The following is an 18,116-nucleotide window of genomic DNA, read 5'->3' as shown; positions in this document are numbered from 1 at the left end:
GGCGACCGCCGATACGGCGGCTGCGGCGCCGGTGAAGGTCGGCTTCAATCAGGTGGAGGAGATCGTCGCCACCCGCTGCAGCATGTGCCATGCCGCCCAGCCGGTGTGGGAGGGCATCGCCACCCCGCCGCGCGGCGTCGTGCTGGAGGGTGACGGCATCCGCCGCCATGCCGAGCAGATCCGCCTGCAAGCCGGCTACAGCAGCGCCATGCCCCCCGCCAACATCACCGGAATCACCCCGCAGGAGCGGGCGGTGTTGGCGGCGTGGTCCGGGGACATTAAGTAACCCTCCCTCACAGCACTCCATCGAACCGGACCCCAATGCCCGACCAGTCCATTGCTGCCCCCGTTTCCGCCGCCATCCGCGGGCGCCTACTCAGCTTCAACCGCGCGCCCGCCGGGCCCGGCGATCTCGATTGCCTGACCTATCGTGAGGACGGGCTGCTGCTGGTCGGGGCGGACGGGCGGATTCTGAAGGCCGGCGACTGGGCCGACCTGCGTGGCCGGGTTCCGGACGGGGTGGCGGTCGACGACCACAGCGGCAAGCTGGTGCTGCCGGGCTTCATCGACACCCACATCCATTTCCCGCAGACCCAGGTCATCGCCTCCTACGGCGCCCAGCTGCTCGACTGGCTGGAAAAATACACCTTCATCGAGGAGCAGCGCTTCGCCGACCCGGTCCATGCCGCCGCCAACGCCGCCTTCTTCATGGACGAGCTTCTGCGCAACGGCACGACCACGGCTGTGGTCTACGGCTCGGTCCACCCGCAGTCGGTCGACGCCCTGTTCGCCGAGGCCGAGGCGCGCGGCGCCGGGCTGATCGCCGGCAAGGTGATGATGGACCGCCATGCGCCCGCCGCCCTGACCGATACGGCCGAGAGCAGCTATCGCGACGGCAAGGATCTGATCGGCCGCTGGCACGGGACCGGGCGGCAGCGCTACGCCGTGACGCCGCGCTTCGCCATCACCTCGACCGAGGCGCAGCTGGAGGCCGCCGGCGCGCTGCTGCGCGAGCATCCCGGCGTCCACATGCAGACCCATTTGTCGGAGAACACCGACGAGATCGCCGAGGTCGGCCGCCTGTTTCCCGGTGCGCGCGACTACACCGACGTCTACGACCGTTTCGGGCTGCTGGGACCGACCTCGCTGTTCGGCCACTGCATCCATCTGTCGGAAGCGGAGATGGCCCGGCTGTCGGAGAGCGGCTCGGTCGCCGTCTTCTGCCCGACCAGCAACCTGTTCATCGGCAGCGGCCTGTTCGACCTCGACGCCCTGTCGAAGCCGGAGCGGCCGGTGCGCACCGCCATCGCCACCGATGTCGGCGGCGGCACCAGCTATTCCATGCTGCGCACCGCGGCGGAGGCCTACAAGGTGCTGCAATTGCGGCGCCAGAACCTGCCGGCGCTCGCCGCCTTGCACTGGATGACCCGCGGCAATGCCGAAGCCTTGGGCATGGCCGGCGAGATCGGCAGCCTGGAGCCCGGCCGCTGGGCCGACCTCGTCGTGCTCGATCCCGCCGCGACGCCGGCTATGCGACATCGCATGAAGGCGGTGGACTGCGATCTGGAGGAGGAGCTGTTTATCCAGGTGACGCTGGGCGACGACCGCTCGGTGGCCGCCACCTACCTGCGCGGCCGCAATTCGCACCTGCGGCAAACCGGCGCTTGACCCAAGCCCCTAGTCCCTGTAGGACTTCCGCCGTCATTGGGGAGTAGCCACCCGCCGGCAGCGATCCGGTGGGGTTCGCGTCAACAGACTTGGATGGTTCCGGCCTCCGGCCGTTACCGCCATGGCGCGCACGGCGACCAAAGGGTCGACCCGGCGAGACCAGTGGATCGGACATCTCCGCGGCCAGCCGGAGTCCGTCCGATTCCACTGTGTTGTCTGGCCCGGGAATAGCCATGATCGCCACGTCCCTAGCGCTCGCCTTCAGCCTTTCGATGGACAGCTTCGCCGCCGCTCTCGGCCGCGGGGCCTGTTCGCGCCGTGCCGGTTTGCCGGAAGCGGTGCGGGTGGGAGCCGCCTTCGGCGTCTGCCAGTTCGCCATGCCGCTGGTCGGCTGGGGCATCGGCATCGCTTTCGCCAGCCTGGTGGAGTCGGTTGATCACTGGATCGCCTTCGGCCTGCTGCTGGCGGTCGGCGGTGCGATGCTGCGCAACGCCATCATGGACGGCGAGGATGAGGGCGAGGAGGATTGCGGCCCGGTGCGCAGCGTGCGCGCCGAATGGCTGGCCCTGCTGACCACCGCCGTCGCCACCAGCATCGACGCCGCCGCCGTGGGGGCGGGCTTGGCGCTGGTCGATGTCGACATGGTGACGACCTCGGCGCTGATCGGCGTGGTGACCTTCGCCGTCGCCTTCGGCGGCGTGCTGATCGGCAAGGCCGCCGGCAACCATCTGGGGCGCTGGGCGGAAATGGCCGGCGGCGTGGTGCTGATCGGGCTGGGCGCGAAGATCCTGCTCGAGCACACGATGGGGTAAGCGCTGCACCGAACGGCGGGAGAGGCACCGAAAATGCCGAAACTCCCGCCGCCTTGCCGGCCTACCAGCGCGCCTCGTCCGTGCCGAGCGGTCCGGCCGGCCGTTCCCAGCGGACCGGCGATCCTTCGACCGTCACGGCGGGCTTCAGGCGCAGGGCCGGTCCCCAGGCCGTATTTTCCGGATCGTTCGTGAAATCCTCCATGCCGAGGGGCGGCATGGTCGGGCCGCCGTCAGAGGACGGCAGTTCGGTGAGCAGCGTCCCGACCCTGGCCAGGGATGTGCGCCAGCTCGATCCCCGCCCGTCCGCGAGCCGGCGGGTCAGGCCGCGCACCGCAGCGGTGGCGAGAAGATAGCCGGCGGCATGGTCGAGCGCCTGGACCGGCAAGGGCCTGGGCCGGTTGCCGCCCTCGCGGCGCATCCCTTCGGCGGCGATCCCGCCGCTCATCTGCACCAGACTGTCGAAGCCCCGGCGGCTCCTCCAGGGGCCGGTCCAGCCATAGGCATCCAGCGACACATCGATCAGGCCGGGGCGGATGCGCTGCCGGGTTTGAAGGTCGAGCCCCAGCCGGTCGAGGGCATCGGCACGATAGCCGTGCACCAGCAGGTCGGCCTGGCACAGCAATTCCGCGAACCGTGCCCGCTGGCCGGGGTCGCGCAGGTCGAAGCGGGCGCGGCGCTTGCCGAGCGTCATCTCGGGCAGAAGGGCAGGTTCGTCCCACCAAGGCGGGTCGATCCGCAGCACCTCGGCGCCGAAACCGGCAAGGAACCGCGTGGCGGCCGGTCCGGCGAGGACGCGGGTCAGGTCCAGAACCTTCACGCCTGCCAGGGGACGCTCCGGCCGGGCAGGGGGCCGGGCAGGAGTATGGACGGCGTCGGCCGGCTCCTGTGCCTCGACCCACAGCAGCGGTTCCCGGGCGACCGCCTGTCCTTGCGGATGGCTTCGCCAGGATGTGAGATCGCGCATCGTCGCGGCGCACCCGCCTTCGCCGACGACTGCGCTTTCCAACCCGTCGGCGTCCCAGCGGCGGACGGCGGCGGCCACCGCATCGCGGTCGGGCGGTACGCCGAGACAGCGAAGGGCTGCATTGCGGTGGTGCACGGCGTTGGTGTGAAGGCGGATCCAGCCATCCCTGGCCTCGTAGTCGCCGGCGATCGGGTCCCAGGCGGGTGGCAGGCTCCAGCCCAACGGCTTTACGGAGGTGCCGAACCACAGGGAGGCCAGACGCTGGTCGACCGTTACGGACGGGTTGTGGCCGAAGGCTGCTTCCTTGAATTCGGCGACGGCCAGACCGGCCGCGGCCGTTGCGGCGGTGGCCAGCGCACTGACCGCGAAGACGGAGGGAAGAGTCCCTTCGCCACGAAGCACGACCGAGCCAAGCAGCCGGTCGTCGCCGCCGGCGACCCGCCAGATTTCGGCAAGAGCCGTGCGTTGCGGGGAACCGGAGTCCCCGTTCATCAGCGCCATGATTTTCTCCATCGGAAGAGCGGGTTCCAGGCCGCTCCGGCTTCACTCCATCGCGGGCCGGCTATATCGTCAATCTTGATTGTTTCGATCAATGTGACGGGTGGGCACCATGACGGGCGCGCTGACGGTCTATCTGTCCGCCGAAGAGGCGGCGAAACGGTTGGGAGTGTCCCGCCAGACCCTCTACGCCTATGTCAGCCGCGGCCTGTTGCAGGCCCATCCCGCGGCGGACCCGCGGCAAAGCCGTTATCTGGCCGATGAGGTCGAACGGCTGGGGGTGGACCGCAAGCGCGGCCGGCGGCCGAAGGAGGTCGCCAAGTCAACACTGGATTGGGGAGCGCCGGTCCTGGAATCGGCGATCACGCTGATCCGGCGCGGCCGGCTCTATTACCGCGGACAGGACGCGGTGCGTCTGGCCGCCACGGCGACGCTGGAGGAGACGGCGGCGCTGTTCTGGGCCTGCGCGGTGGAAACCGCCTTCCCGCCGGAACCGCCGGTCGCCCTTCCCGGCTATGACGCCCTGCTGCCGCATTGCGCGGCGAGTTCGCCGGCGGAGGCCTTGCCCGCCCTGCTGCTGGCGGCATCGGCCGACGAGGCGACGGCGTCCTGGCGGCCGACCGATGGGCGGTTCTTCGAAAATTGCGGCAACCTGCTGCGCCTGCTCTTCGCGGCAGCCCTGCGCGGCCGGCCGAGTGCTGCACCGCTGCACTGCCAGTTGGCCACCGCATGGGGGCTCGACGAGGCGGGGGCCGATCTCCTCCGCATGGCGCTGGTGCTGTGTGCCGATCATGAGCTGAACGCCTCCAGTTTCACGGCGCGCTGCATCGCCTCGACCGGGGCAAGTCTGCGGGCGGCGGTCGTTGGCGGACTCTGCGCCTTATCCGGCCACCGGCATGGTTCGACCACCACGCGGATCGAGCATTTCTGGGCGGGGCTGACGGAACGGGAGACCGTGGCAACCCAGATCGAACGGCGGCTGGCTGCGGGAGAGAAGGTTCCGGGTTTTGGACATCCGCTCTATCCCAGCGGCGATGTCCGCGCCAAGGCGCTGCTGGCCCGGCTTCTCCCGGACTTCCCGGTGGCGGCGGAGCTGCTGGGCGCCGCCGAAGGGCTGACCGGTCAGGCGCCGTCGATCGACATCGCCCTGGTGGTCCTGCGGCGGCATCTCGGGTTGCCTGAGGGAGCGGCCTTCACGCTGTTCGCCCTCGGCCGCGCCGCCGGCTGGATCGCCCAGGCGATGGAGCAGCGGGCCACGGACCATCTGATCCGCCCCCGCGCCATCTACACGGGGGTGCAACCTGACGAGCCCGGCGGCGATGTCGTGGCGGATGAGTCCTGAGCCGGCTATCCCGCCAGCGTCATGCCCATTTCCCAGAAATCCGCTTCCAGCCGGGACGCCTGCCGGAAGATGGTCAGCAGCCGGGGAAAGCGCGCCTCGGTCATGCCGTCGGCGGCCAGCCGGTCCAAATTCTCCCGCGCCGCCCGCGCCACCTCCTGATAGGCCTCGCCGGCATATTCGGCGATCCAGACGCGGTAGGGGTTGGTCTCAATCAGCGCACCCGGCAATGCCGCCAGCCGGCGGCCGATCTCGGCATAGCCGATGATGCAGGGGCTGAGTGCCACATGCAGGTCCAGCAGGTCGCCGCGCAAGCCGGTTTCCAGCACATAGCGGGTGTAAGCCATCGTCGCCTTGGACTCCGCCGCCTGCTCCAGCTCGGCGGCCGGCAGGCCCCAGCCGGCGCACAGGCCGACATGCAGGTCCATCTCCATGTCGAGGATCGCCTTCAGCCCGTTCAGCGAGGCCCGCATCTCGCGCAGGTCGCGGCCCTTGTAGATGGCGAGCGCATAGGCGCGGGCGAAATGGATCAGGAACAGGTAGTCCTGCACCAGATAATGGCGGAAGCACTCCTGCGGCAGCGTGCCGTCGCCCATCCCGCGCACGAAGGCATGGTCGACGTAGGCCGTCCAGTCCGGCTGCGCCCCGGCGACGAGCCGGTCGAACAGGTCGGGGGTGGCAGGGCCGGCGGCGGTGGGCGGGGTCATGGCGGCGGTCTCCGGTGCGGCTGACGACGTGGGGCCGACACTTTAGCCGCTATTCTCCCGTTTGCAGCAAGGCACCGCGCACCCGCGCCCGATGGAAGGCGTAGAGGAACACGGCGATGCCGCCCGCCATGTAGACCGCGTTCAGCCCGACCGCCCAGGCCAGATGGTCCCAGCGCAGCGTGCCGTCGAACACCAGCGCCCGCATGCCCTCGAACACGTGGGCGGACGGCAGGGCGAGTGCCACCGGCTGGAGCCAGGCCGGCAGGACAGACACCGGGTAATAGACCGCGCTGACCGGGGCCAGCATGAAGACGACGATCCAGGCCAGCCCTTCCGCCCCCATGCCATAGCGCAGGATCAGCGCCACGATCAGCAGCCCCAGCGACCAACCCAGCACGATCAGGTTGGCGAAGAAGGCGGCGAGCGGTAAGCCGAGCGCGAAGACCGAATAGCCGAAGAAGGGGATCGCCAGCCCCGCCGCCGGCAGCACGCCGATCAGGGTGCGCAGGAGGCTCATGGTCATCAGCGCCGTCACCCACTCGCCGGGGCGGAGCGGGCTGACGAACAGATGGCCGAGGTTGCGCGACCACATTTCCTCAAGGAAGGAGATGGAGACGCCGAGCTGGCCGCGGAACAGCACGTCCCACAGCAGAACCGCGCTGACCAGCACGCCGGCGCCCTGCGCCACCCAGCCGCTGCCGCCGCCGCTGGATGAGGCCATGAACTGGTTGATGTAGCCCCACAGGATCATCTGCATGGTCGGCCAGTAGGCCAGTTCCAGGATGCGCGGCCAGGACCCGCGCAGCAGGTACCAGTAGCGCAGCACCATGGCGCCGACCCGGCGCAGCGAGAAGTCGGCGCGCGGAATCACCAAGTCATTCGGCGGCATCGGCGGTCTCCCCGGTCGGGATGCGGTCGTCGGAGGCGCGGGCGATGTCGAGGAAAACCTCCTCCAGCGTCTGGCGGCCATAGCGGGCGAGCAGCGCCGACGGCGCGCCGCGGTCGACGATCCGCCCCTGCCGCATCATCAGCACGCTGTCGCACAGCCGTTCCACCTCCAGCATGTTGTGGGAGGCCAGCAGGATGGCGGCGCCGGTGCGCAGCCGGTAGCGTTCGAGATATGTGCGGATCCAGTCGGCGGTGTCGGGATCGAGCGACGCCGTCGGTTCGTCCAGCAGCAGAAGCTCCGGGTCGTTCAGCAAAGCCTTGGCCAGCGCCACGCGGGTTTTCTGCCCTGCCGACAGTCCGCCCGACGGCCGATCCAGAAAACGCGACAGGTCAAGATGCTCGGCCAATTCTTGGACGCGCTTTTTGACGCATGTCAAACCGTAGAGGTGGGCATAGACGGTAAGGTTCTCCCGCACCGTCAGCCGATGGGGCAGCTCGACGTAGGGGGAGGAGAAGTTCATGCGCGGAAGCACGGCATGCCGATGGCGCGCCATGTCGACGCCCAGGATCTCCACTGTCCCGGCCGTCGGCAGCAACAGCCCCAGCAGCATCGAGATGGTCGTCGTCTTGCCCGCGCCGTTGCCGCCGAGAAGGCCGGTGACGCTGCCGCGCGGCACGGTGAAGCCGATGGCGTCGACCGCCGTGACGTCCCGCCCGTCCGGGGTGGGGAAGCGCTTGGTCAGCCCCTCCGCCCGGATGGCGGGGGCAATGGCCTGGGCAATGGCGGGGGTGGCCGGCTGCTGCTGTGGGATGGGTCGTTCGGTCATGGGCACAGAATATGGCGGCACGCGCCGCAACCGCCAGGGGCATGCGGCCCAGGGACAGGGATTGCGACAAGCATCGGGACAAGGATCATGGTGACGCTCGCCAGCGCGCTGACCGCACCGGTCCCGGCCTCCCCGGCGCCGCCGCACTGGGCGCAGCCCGACGGCCGCATCACCCTGCGCACGCTGATCCTGATCCGCTGGGTCGCGGTGCTCGGGCAGTTGGCCGCGGTGACCTTCGTCAATCTCGGGCTGGGTTTCCCGCTGCCGCTGGGGCCGGTGCTGGCCGCCATCAGTGCGTCGGCCCTGCTGAACGTGGTGGCGATGACCCAGCGCGGCGGCCGGCTGCGGCTGGCTGACCGCGACGCGGCGCTGTATCTCAGCTACGACATGCTGCAGCTGACGCTGCTGCTCTATCTCACCGGCGGGTTGAGCAACCCCTTCGCCATCCTGCTGCTGGCGCCGATGACCGTGGGTGCGGCCATCCTGTCGCGCTACAGCACGGTGCTGCTGACCGGGCTGAACCTTATCTGCCTGACGGCGCTCGCCCTCTGGCACTTCCCGCTGCCGTGGGAGGAGCCGGTGCGCTCGATGGCGCCGCTCTATGCCTTTGGCGTCTGGCTGTCGCTGACGGTGTCGTCGGTCTTCATCGCCGGCTACGTCTTCCGCGTCGCCGCGGAGGCGCGGCGCTTCGCCGACGCGCTCGCCGCCTCGCAGGTGGCGCTTGCCCGCGAACAGCGGCTGGGCGCGCTCGGCGCGCTCGCCGCCGCCGCCGCGCACGAGCTGGGCTCGCCGCTCGGCACCATCGCCGTGGTGGCGAAGGAGCTGGCGCGCGACCTGCCGCCGGACAGCCCCTATGGCGAGGATGTCGAGCTTCTGCAAAGCCAGGTGATGCGCTGCCGCGAGATCCTGGCCGACCTGGCGCGCAAGCCGGAGGCCGATGGCGGCGACCCGTTCGAACGGCTGCCGCTGACCGCGCTGATCGAGGCCGCCGCCGCCCCGCACCGTCTCGGCCACATCGACTTCGCCGTGGAACCGCACCCGGTCGGCGAGGCGGAGGAGCCCTTCCTGCGCCGCAGCCCGGAGATCATCCACGGCATCGGCAACTTCATCCAGAACGCCCACCAGTTCGCCCGTCACAAGGTGACGGTCGCCGCCGCCTGGGACGGCTGCTCCGTCACCATCACGGTGATGGACGACGGCCCGGGCTTCCCGTCCCATCTGCTGGGCCGCATCGGCGAGCCGTACCTGTCGGTGCGCGGCGAGCGCTCCGGCCCCAAGGGGCAGACGGGCGGCGGGCATATGGGGCTCGGCATTTTCATCGCGCAGACGCTGCTGGAGAAGACCGGCGCGACCGTGCGCTACACCAACAATCCGCCGGACGGCACGCCGCCCGCTGATCAGGCCGCCGGCGGGCACTCCAATCAGGGCGGAACCGGCGCGCGGATTTCCGTGCGCTGGAAGACCATCAACGCCAAGAAATGAGGTTTCACGGTGGACACCCTCAAAACATCCGATGACCTGCTGTCGGGCGATGCCGTCAAACTGACATTCACTGGCGACGTCACCCGCAGCCTCCTGATCGTCGACGACGACGCCCCCTTCCGCACGCGGCTGGCCCGCGCCATGGAGAAGCGCGGCTTCAACGTCGTCGCGGTCGACAGCGTCCAGCTCGGCATCGAGGTGGCGCAGGAATCGGCCCCCGCCTTCGCGGTGGTCGACCTGCGTCTGGGCGACGGCAACGGGCTGGACGTGGTATCCGCCCTGCGCGATGCCCGTCCCGACGCCCGTGTCGTCATGCTGACCGGCTACGGCAACATCGCCACCGCCGTCGCCGCGGTGAAGGCCGGCGCCGTCGATTACCTGCCGAAGCCGGCCGACGCCGACGCGGTGGAATCAGCATTGCTGGCCGACGGCCGCCCGCTGCCCCAGCCGCCGGAAAACCCGATGTCGGCCGACCGCGTCCGTTGGGAACACATCCAGCGCGTCTTCGAACAGTGCGACCGCAACGTGTCGGAAACGGCGCGCCGCCTGAAGATGCACCGCCGCACGCTCCAGAGAATCTTGAACAAGCACGCGCCCCGCGCCTGAGCCGGCACGGTTCAGGTCGAACATGCGAACGGCCCGCCCCGGATCGGGAGCGGGCCGTTCGCATGTCGGGTAGCGGTGCTTGCCGTTCTTGCCGTTCGTGTTGGAGGCATGGGGAGAGATCGCTTTGGCATTCCTCGACAGGCTCGTTCGGCAGTGCCATCTTCAAATTGCACAGGAGAGACGAGGCCATGCCCAGGATCGACTTCAGTCATCTTTCACCGCAGGAGCGCCTGGAACTGGCGGAGGATTTGCTGGATAGCCTCAAAGACGCCGACATTCCGCTGACGGCAGGCATGAGGGCCGAACTCGACCGGCGCAACTCCAGCTTCTCCGAGACCAGCGCACATGCGGTTCCATGGGAGACGGTGCGCGCCCGAGTGAGGCAGCGCGACGCGTGAGCCTCCCGGTTTTCTTTCTGCCCGAAGCGGAGACGGACCTGCGTGACGCCCAGGCTTGGTACGACAGCCGCGCCTTCGGTCTGGGCGACCGCTTCTTTGCCGCAGTCGACGGCACAGTGATGCGGATCGGGGAGAGCCCGCTTCAGTTCCCGTTGGTTCATACCAACTCCCGCCGGGCCTTGGTCCGCCGTTTCCCCTATGCGCTTTATTTCCGCGTGGAAGCGGCTGCCGTCTTCATGATTGCCTGTGCCCATACCAGCCGTGATCCGTCACGCTGGCAAAGCCGGACATAGCGTCCGGCTCGCCCCCTGTCGGTCATCGGGACGCGATGGGTCGTCCTGTCGCTCAGCCGGGCGTCAATTGCGCGTCGGCAGGGCAGGGCAATCTTCAAGAAATTCGATCATCCGCCGTTCGACCCGGAGCAGAACCTCCCGGGCGGAAAGATTGTGACACGTACGGCTATGGTCGCGGATCAACCTGATCGCGCTGACGGTGGCGGATTCCTGACGGTATGGCATGACGCAATCTCCGTCCAAAAGACATAACTACTCTATACCTTTCTCAGTATCCGTTATAGCATAAAAATACGTGTACAGAACAATCTGCCGCAAGTCGGGATCGGGAATTCGGTCTGTCCGGCGCCCACGATCCGACGCGGGGAATCATGGTCCGGCACCCGGTTCCCGGCATCATTCACCGGTGGGCCGCACCCTCTAAAATCGTCGGGAAAGTGTGACAACGGCAGCCGGAACGGCGCGGAACCGTTCCGGCGCGGAACGTCGCCGTGTGTCCGGCGTTGCCGGGATGGGTCCTCGTAACCGGTCACAGCTTCGTCGGCACCAGGAAAAATCACGGGTTTGCCCGCGGCCTAGCCGGTGCGATCGAACGTCTGGCAACCTGTCCTTCCGGGTAACCCCCATTATCACCCGACCTGCATCGACGGTTCATACTGCACTGCAACAGGGTCAGGAAGGCTACCCACTGCGCGCCCATTGCTCGCCGCATGCACTGGATGGCCGATGCAACGGCTGGACTAACACTGCGTTTCAGCCAATCGGACGAACCGCCGAGCCTGCCCACCGGACAGCATCCGCTGCCCGGAAGGAAGGATCGGGCAAACGGATGGTCCTATGGCCGCGCTTTCTGGTCGTTACGCGAGGAGGACCCTTTGGCCACCCAGGAACTTCAGGAACATCCCCGACGCAACACCCCTGAGTCTCGGCGGGGCCCCGGGTCCATGTCGCCCGGCATTTCGTACGATCTGTCGGCCAGCGCCGCCAGCGCGGTGCGCCGGACCACGGGGTTGTTGCGCCGGCACAAGCTGCTGATCGGTACGGTGATCGTGGTCGGCACCGGGTTGGCGGCCCTGGTCGCCTTCCGGATGACGCCGCTCTACACCGCCGAAACGCTCATCATGGTGGAGCACCGCAAGAACACCGTCCTCAACTTCGAGGGGGTGGTGTCCGACATGACCCCCGACATCAGCGCGCTGCAGAGCGAGGTCGCGATCCTGAAGTCGCCGGCCTTCGCCGAAAAGGTGGTGGCGAAGCTCAAGCTGATGAACGATCCGGAGTTCAATGCCTCGCTGCGTCCGCCGCCCCCCGGATGGGTATCGGCTCTGAACCCGCGCAACTGGATCCCCGACAGCTGGAAGGCGTCCAGCGGCGTGCCGCTGTCGCCGGAGGAGATCGAGCGCAACCACCTGACCTCCGTGGTCAACGCCGTGCTCGACAACACGTCGGTGCGTCCGCAGGGGCGCTCCTATGTCATCGCCGTCAGCTTCGACAGCGAGGATCCGCGCAAATCTTCGCTGATCGCCAACACCATGGCCGACCTCTATCTGGTCGACCAGCTCGACGAGAAGTTCAAGGCGTCCAAGCGCGCCACCCAATGGCTGGAGGAACGGCTGACCGACCTGCGCCGGGAAGCGCAGACCAGCGGCGACGCGGTGGAGAAGTACCGGACCCAGCATGGCCTGACCACCTCGTCCAACAACGAGAGCACGGTGGTCGGCCAGCAGCTGAGCCAGCTGAACGCCGACTATATCCTGGCCCGCACCAAGCGGCAGGAGGCGGAGACCAAGCTGCGCGACGTCACCGCCATGGCGAATTCGCCGCGCGGCGCCTCGGCGGTCGGCGATGTCATGGGCTCGCCGCTGATCCAAGCCCTGCGCGAGCGCGAGGTCGATCTGCAGCGCCAGATCGCCGACGCCACCAACCGCTATGGTAGCAAGCACCCGATGCTGCAGGCGCTGCAGAGCCAGCTGCGCGACCTGCAAGGCCAGATCAAGTCCGATGTCGGCAAGATCGTCTCCAACCTCAGCAACGAGGTGGAGTTGGCGAAGGGCCGCGAGCAGGGGCTGAAGGCCAGCCTGGACCAGGCCGAGGCCAAGCAGAACGAGCAGCAGCAGGCGACCGTCGGCCTGCGCACGCTGGAGCGCGACGCCACCACCGCCCAGTCGATGTACGAGGCGCTGCTGACCCGCTCGCAGCAGATCGCGACACAGAACGACATGCGCCAGCCCGACGCCCGCATCGTGTCGGAGGCCTCGATCCCGCTCGACCCGTCGCAGCCGAACCGCAAGCTGATCCTGCTGCTGGCGCTGGTGGCGTCGGGCACGCTGGGCGTGCTGCTGGCCATGCTGCGCGAACGGGCCGAGAGCGGATTCCGCAGCCCGCACCAGTTCGAGACGGCGACCGGTGTCCGCAGCCTCGGCATCGTGCCGCGCATCCCGCGTTTCGGCGGCTCGCCGGCCGCCTATGTGGTGGACAAGCCGATCTCCGCCTTCGCGGAATCGATGCAGAACCTGCGCACCTCGCTGCTGCTCGCCAATCCGGACGGGCGGCACCGGGTGATCCTGTTCAGCTCCTCCGTCCCCGGCGAGGGCAAGAGCTCCGTCGCCGCCGCCTTCGCCCGCACCTGCGCCAATGCCGGCCAGCGGACGATCCTGGTCGACTGCGACCTGCGGCGGAAGAGCCTGCACGAGATGCTGGGCATGTCCAACGACCGCGGTCTGGCCGAGGTGCTGGCCGGCACCGCGACGCTGGAGGAGGTGATCCAGGTCGACCCGCGCACCGGCCTGCACGTCATCCCCGCCGGTCATGGCCGCACGCTGCCGCAGGACACGCTGGGCTCGTCCGGCATGCATCAGCTGCTGTCGCGCCTGTCGGTCAACTACGACCGCATCGTGCTGGATTCGCCGCCGGTGCTGGCGGTGTCGGAGGGCAAGCTGCTGGCGGCGCTTGCCGACCAGACCGTCTTCATCGTCCGCTGGGGCATGACCAAGCGCGGCACCGCGATGGCCGGGCTCAAGGAGGTGATCGAGGCCGGCGGCGAGGTGGTCGGCGTCCTGTTCAGTCAGGTCGATACCCGGCGCCATGCCCAGTACGAGTTCCCCGACAGCGGGCGCTACCACGGCTACCGCCGCTACTACGCGAACTGACGACAAGGCTCCTCGGCCGGCCGAAAGCCGGCCGAGGATCTTTTGCGCAGTCCGTCACGATGTCTTCAACCACCGAAGAGCCCATGAATGTCCGCTGGACACCGCATCTTCCGGAACATCCGCGCCCTTGCCGCCGCGAAAGCGGCGACAATGGCGAGCGGGCTGGTCACCGCGGCCTGGACTGCGCGGGTTCTGGGACCGGACAGTTTCGGCGTGCTGGGCTTCGGCACCTCGCTGATGGCCTATGCGGCGCTGTTCGTGAACATGGGCCTGTCCACCTACGCCATCCGTGAGATCGCGAGAAACCGCGAGCAGGACGACCACCGCGAGCGGGCGGCCGAACTGTCCGAACATGTGCTGACCCTGCGCACCGTGCTGGCCCTGGTGGTCGGCGTCCTCTATGCGGCCTTCGTCCTCTCGCTGGACAAACCGATGGAGGTGAAGGCGGTTCTTCTGGTGCAGGCGGTGCAGTTGCTGGGGAACGCTCTGGTCCTCGACTTTGTTTACCAGGCGACCGAGAAGATGGGTGTGATCGCCACGCGCGAGATCGGCACCTCCATCGGCTCGATGCTTCTCGTCTTCCTGCTGGTGCGTGGGCCTGAGGACGCCATCACCGCAGCCGCCATCACCGGCGGTTCCATCACCGTCAACGCGCTGGTGATGATCGGCCGCTTCCGCCGCGACTTCGGCCACCTGCGCCCGCGGGTCGACCTGAAGGTGTGGCGCGAGATCCTGACGGCGGCGACGCCGATGGCGGTCGGCGTCTTCGCCTGGGCGATCTTCACCCATCTGGACGTCGTGATGCTGGGCTTCCTGGCCCCGCATATGGAGGTCGGCTGGTACAGCGCGGCGGTGAAGATCCAGACCCTGGCCAATCTGGTCGGCAACATCGTGATGAACGCCTTCCTGCCGCAGCTGGCCGCCGCCTATGGCGAGCTCGGGCCGATGCGCGACCGGATGCGGGCCTATGCCGGCGTCATGCTGGCGGTCGGCGGGCTGGTCATCGCCGGGGGCTTCGCCCTGGCGCCGTCCATCCTCGGCACGCTGTTCGGCGATGCCTACGCCCCGGCGACGCTGGCGCTGCGCCTGCTGATGCTGGCCTCGGCGGTGGTCTACGCCAACATGATCCTGGGCAACCCGCTGCTCGTCTGGCACCGGCAGACCGGCTACATGGTCGCGATGCTGTCGGGCGGTGCACTGAACGCCCTGCTGAACATCTGGTGGATCCCCCGCTACGGCATCGAGGGCGCCGCGATGGCGACCTTCACCGCGGAACTGGCCGCCACCGTCGCCATCGCCTGGATCCACCGGCAGACGGTCGGGGAGCTGTATGGCGGGATCGCCGCGCGGGCTCTCCTGTGCGCCGGTGCGTCCATCGCCGCGGCGCTCGCGCTCGACAGTTTCGCCGCCCCGCTGTTCGACCGGATGCCGGCGCTGGTGCATTTCGTCGCCGGCAGCGTGGCGATGGTCGCGGTCTATGCGGCGATGGCCGTGCTGACCGGACTGGTCCACCTGAAACGGTTGCGGCGGCTGACCAGCGCCACGGCCTGAGAGGGGCGGGCCGTGGCTGGATGGATGGTTCAACCCTCAATTCTGCAAGGCCGGGTCGAAGGATACCGGCAGCAGGAACGGAATGCGCCTATTGCACCACTTTCGAACGTCTCTGTTGGTGCCTCCAAGCATTCATTTGGCCGCGACGGGGGTTAGTACCATTAATACGGCGGAGATCTGCAATCATGGTCTTTTCATCGGACGGTGATTTCTGAAACACTTCGCGCTGCACAACGCCGGTAACGAGGTACTTCATCGTCACGGCGAAGTCACAACAAGAAAACAATTTCGAATTTCGAGGTTTCTCCGTCTGCATGCTTGGCAACAGGGCATGGCACGCGGGGCGTCTCCAAACTCTCGGCAACCCGCCGCCGGTGGCGGGGCCTCAGCAAACGGCAGGAGCGACGATGCTTCCCAAGACTTTTTCCGATCGTAACGTCTGCGTCCTCGGGCTCGGCTATGTCGGCCTGACGCTGGCGGTCGCGATGGCGGACGCCGGCTTCCAGGTGCACGGGGTCGAGGTGCGGCAGGACGTGCTCGACAAGCTCGGCCAGGGCAACCCGCACTTCCATGAGCCGGGCCTGACGGAGAAGCTGCGCCACGTCATCGCACGCGGCCGGCTGACCTTCAGCCGCAGCCAGGAGGATTGCAGCAAGGCCAGCGTCTTCATCATCACGGTCGGCACGCCGCTCAGCAAGGACGGCCGGGTCCGCACCGACATGATCGAGGCGGCGACCCGTCAGGTCGCCGGCAGCCTGCATGACGGCGACCTGGTCATCCTGCGCTCCACCGTGAAGCTGGGCACCACCCGCAACGTCGTGGCGCCGATCCTGCGTGCCACCGGCAAGAAGTTCGACATCGCCTTCTGCCCGGAGCGCACCCTGGAGGGCCAGGCGCTGCTGGAGCTGAACCAGCTGCCGCAGATCATCGGGGCGGAGAGCCTGGACGTCGCCACCCGTGCGGCGCAGATCTTCGGCTTCCTGACGCCGACCACCGTCAAGGTCTCCACCCTGGAGACGGCGGAGCTGATCAAGCTGGTCGACAACACCTACCGCGACGTCACCTTCGCCTTCTCCAACGAGATCGCCAAGCTGTGCAACGCCATGGAGATCTCGGCGGTCGAGGTGGCGCGCGCCGGCAAGCTGGGCTATCCGCGCACCAACCTGCCGCTGCCCGGCCCGGTCGGCGGTCCCTGCCTGGAGAAGGATCCCCATATCCTGATCGAGGCGGCGCGCGAGGTCGGCGTGGAGATGGCGATCACCGCCGCCGGCCGTCTGGTCAACGAAAGCCAGCCGGTCGAGGTCGCCGACTTCCTCGGCAAGCTCGCCAACTCGATGCAGGGCTTCCCGGAGGTGCCGACCATCAGCCTGATGGGCCTCGCCTTCAAGGGCCGTCCGGCGACCGACGATCTGCGCGGCACGATGGCCAAGCCGGTGCTGGAGGAGCTGCGCCAGCGCTTCCCGACCGCCCGCCTGCGCGGCTTCGACGCCGTGGTGCGCCCCGACGACATCCGCTCCTTCGGGCTGGAGCCGGCGGCCAACATGGCCGAGGCGGTGTCCGGCGCCAATCTGGCGGTGATCCTCAACAACCACCCGGTCTTCACCTCCATGCCGCTGCCGGATCTGGCGCATCGGATGGACCGTCCGGGCGTGATCTACGATTTCTGGAACAACTTCAACAGCCGCGATGTCGACCTGCCGGACGGCACCGCCTACGTGGCTCTCGGCAGCCATGGCGCCGCCCGCTACGCACATGTGGCCTGACGCTATCCGGGCCTGCCACGGGCTGGCCGCAGAAGGAATTTGACTGACATGAAACACTATCTCGTCACCGGCGGCAGCGGCTTCATCGGCGCCGCCCTGGTCCACCGTCTGGTCCGTGATGGCCACCGCGTCCGCGTTCTGGACGACAATTCGCGCGGGCATACCGGACGGCTGGCCGGCGTGCTCGACGACGTGGAGTTCGTCCAGGGCGACATCCGCGACGCCGACGCCGTGCGCGGTGCGGTGCGGGGTGTCGACGGCGTGCTGCATCTGGCCGCCGTCAACGGGACCAAGCATTTCTACGAGAAGCCCGAAGTGGTGCTGGATGTCGGCGTGCGCGGCATGCTGAACGTGCTCGACGCCTGCCGCGCCGACGGCGTGGGCGATCTGGTCGTCGCCTCCTCCTCGGAGGCCTACCAGACCCCGCCGATGGTGCCGACGCCGGAGGACGTGCCGCTGGTGGTGCCGGACGTGCTGAACGCCCGCTACAGCTACGGCGGCTCCAAGCTGATCTCGGAGCTGCTGGCCGTCAACTGGGGCCGCAGCGGCTTCGACCGCGTGGCGATCTTCCGTCCGCACAACGTCTACGGCGCCGACATGGGCTGGGAGCATGTGGTGCCGGAATTTTCCCGCCGCGCGGTGGAGGCCATCGCCGGCCATCCGAACGGCACGGTGCCCTTCAAGATCCAGGGCGACGGCCGCCAGACCCGCGCCTTCGTCCACATCGACGACGCCATCGACGGCATCGTGACGGTGGTCGACAAGGGCGAGCATCTCGGCATCTACCATGTCGGCAACCCGGAGGAGGTCACCATCGCCGACCTCGCCCGCCAGACGGTCGCCTGCCTCGGCCGCGAGGCCCAGGTGATGCCCGGTCCGGCCGCCCCCGGCGGCACCGACCGCCGCAGCCCCGACATCGCCAAGCTGACCGCGCTGGGCTTCACCCCGCGCATCCCGCTCTCCGCCGGCCTGCCCGGCGTGGTCGAGTGGTATGCCGAGCGGGCGCGTGCGGACCTGGGGCGCATGGGGCAGGCGGCGGAGTAGGGCGTCATCGGGGAGCGTGACCGGCGGTCGCGCTCCCACCCGTCGTCCCTGCGAACGCGGAGTTCCACCTTCGCGGGGAGGACGGCCGATGAGGCATTCGTTCGCACAAGATCTTAAGGAGACGGCC

15 protein-coding genes, 1 pseudogene and 1 riboswitch are annotated in these 18,116 nt (G+C 68.4%); of the genes and pseudogenes, 12 read left to right on the top strand and 4 right to left on the bottom strand.

Going from position 1 to position 18,116, the window contains the following annotated elements; all coding sequences use genetic code 11:
* From TSH64_RS19000 to TSH64_RS18990, 3 genes and pseudogenes are all read left to right on the top strand, one after another.
* A pseudogene (locus TSH64_RS19000) lies at window positions 1-286 on the top strand (cysteine desulfurase); the annotation flags it as partial.
* Between the two features lie 35 nt (window positions 287-321).
* A complete protein-coding gene (gene guaD / locus TSH64_RS18995) occupies window positions 322-1,668 on the top strand; it encodes a guanine deaminase (RefSeq protein ID WP_109447315.1) in 1,347 nt (448 codons plus the stop codon).
* A gap of 26 nt (window positions 1,669-1,694) precedes the next feature.
* Window positions 1,695-1,818, top strand: a riboswitch (yybP-ykoY riboswitch).
* An 83-nt stretch (window positions 1,819-1,901) separates the two neighbouring features.
* Entirely contained in the window at window positions 1,902-2,480 is a 579-nt protein-coding gene (locus tag TSH64_RS18990; protein ID WP_098736136.1) for a manganese efflux pump MntP family protein, read from the top strand.
* Window positions 2,481-2,541: 61 nt separating this feature from the next.
* Here the strand turns inward: TSH64_RS18990 and TSH64_RS18985 are convergent, their stop codons facing one another.
* The gene (locus TSH64_RS18985) at window positions 2,542-3,945 is read right to left on the bottom strand and encodes a CoA transferase (RefSeq protein ID WP_109452820.1); all 1,404 of its coding nucleotides are present in this window, start codon (window positions 3,943-3,945) and stop codon (window positions 2,542-2,544) included.
* A 109-nt stretch (window positions 3,946-4,054) separates the two neighbouring features.
* On the opposite strand from TSH64_RS18985, the gene TSH64_RS18980 reads away from it, so the two are divergent.
* Window positions 4,055-5,284, top strand: a complete 1,230-nt coding sequence (locus TSH64_RS18980; RefSeq protein WP_247873034.1) for a citrate synthase family protein — start codon at window positions 4,055-4,057, stop codon at window positions 5,282-5,284.
* A gap of 5 nt (window positions 5,285-5,289) precedes the next feature.
* Here TSH64_RS18980 and tenA read toward each other — a convergent pair whose 3' ends face one another.
* The 3 genes from tenA to TSH64_RS18965 are packed head-to-tail and all read right to left on the bottom strand — an operon-like array spanning window position 5,290 to window position 7,703.
* Window positions 5,290-5,988: a thiaminase II gene (gene tenA / locus TSH64_RS18975; RefSeq protein WP_109447313.1), complete on the bottom strand. Its 699-nt coding sequence runs from the start codon at window positions 5,986-5,988 to the stop codon at window positions 5,290-5,292.
* Window positions 5,989-6,037: 49 nt separating this feature from the next.
* Window positions 6,038-6,877: an ABC transporter permease gene (locus tag TSH64_RS18970; protein ID WP_109447310.1), complete on the bottom strand. Its 840-nt coding sequence runs from the start codon at window positions 6,875-6,877 to the stop codon at window positions 6,038-6,040.
* Window positions 6,864-7,703: an ABC transporter ATP-binding protein gene (locus TSH64_RS18965; protein WP_247873033.1), complete on the bottom strand. Its 840-nt coding sequence runs from the start codon at window positions 7,701-7,703 to the stop codon at window positions 6,864-6,866. Before TSH64_RS18965 ends, TSH64_RS18970 begins: the two co-directional genes overlap by 14 nt.
* Window positions 7,704-7,790: 87 nt before the next feature.
* On the opposite strand from TSH64_RS18965, the gene TSH64_RS18960 reads away from it, so the two are divergent.
* The 8 genes from TSH64_RS18960 to TSH64_RS18925 all read left to right on the top strand — a co-directional run bounded on the left by TSH64_RS18960 (window position 7,791) and on the right by TSH64_RS18925 (window position 17,989).
* Window positions 7,791-9,185, top strand: coding sequence for an ActS/PrrB/RegB family redox-sensitive histidine kinase (locus TSH64_RS18960; RefSeq protein ID WP_109447308.1), 1,395 nt, complete (start codon window positions 7,791-7,793; stop codon window positions 9,183-9,185).
* 36 nt (window positions 9,186-9,221) lie between these two features.
* Window positions 9,222-9,791: an ActR/PrrA/RegA family redox response regulator transcription factor gene (locus TSH64_RS18955; RefSeq protein ID WP_109452816.1), complete on the top strand. Its 570-nt coding sequence runs from the start codon at window positions 9,222-9,224 to the stop codon at window positions 9,789-9,791.
* A gap of 188 nt (window positions 9,792-9,979) precedes the next feature.
* Complete coding sequence (locus TSH64_RS18950; protein WP_109447306.1) at window positions 9,980-10,189, top strand: addiction module protein; 210 nt, start codon at window positions 9,980-9,982, stop codon at window positions 10,187-10,189.
* Entirely contained in the window at window positions 10,186-10,482 is a 297-nt protein-coding gene (locus TSH64_RS18945; protein WP_109447304.1) for a type II toxin-antitoxin system RelE/ParE family toxin, read from the top strand. The genes TSH64_RS18950 and TSH64_RS18945 overlap by 4 nt, the downstream gene beginning before the upstream one ends.
* Before the next feature lie 944 nt (window positions 10,483-11,426).
* A complete protein-coding gene (locus TSH64_RS18940; RefSeq protein WP_247873032.1) occupies window positions 11,427-13,631 on the top strand; it encodes a Wzz/FepE/Etk N-terminal domain-containing protein in 2,205 nt (734 codons plus the stop codon).
* Between the two features lie 87 nt (window positions 13,632-13,718).
* On the top strand, window positions 13,719-15,182 hold the full coding sequence (locus tag TSH64_RS18935) for a flippase (RefSeq protein WP_109447300.1): 1,464 nt from the start codon (window positions 13,719-13,721) through the stop codon (window positions 15,180-15,182).
* Window positions 15,183-15,589: 407 nt separating this feature from the next.
* Entirely contained in the window at window positions 15,590-16,945 is a 1,356-nt protein-coding gene (locus TSH64_RS18930) for a nucleotide sugar dehydrogenase (protein WP_109447298.1), read from the top strand.
* A 48-nt stretch (window positions 16,946-16,993) separates the two neighbouring features.
* A complete protein-coding gene (locus TSH64_RS18925; RefSeq protein ID WP_109447296.1) occupies window positions 16,994-17,989 on the top strand; it encodes an SDR family NAD(P)-dependent oxidoreductase in 996 nt (331 codons plus the stop codon).
* The last annotated feature ends 127 nt before the right edge of the window (window positions 17,990-18,116 follow it).

Source organism: Azospirillum sp. TSH64 (assembly GCF_003116035.1).
In the GTDB taxonomy this organism is placed as follows: Bacteria; Pseudomonadota; Alphaproteobacteria; order Azospirillales; family Azospirillaceae; genus Azospirillum.
The sequence above is the reverse complement of the archived record's forward strand: the minus strand, read 5'-3'. Positions and strand labels throughout refer to the sequence as shown.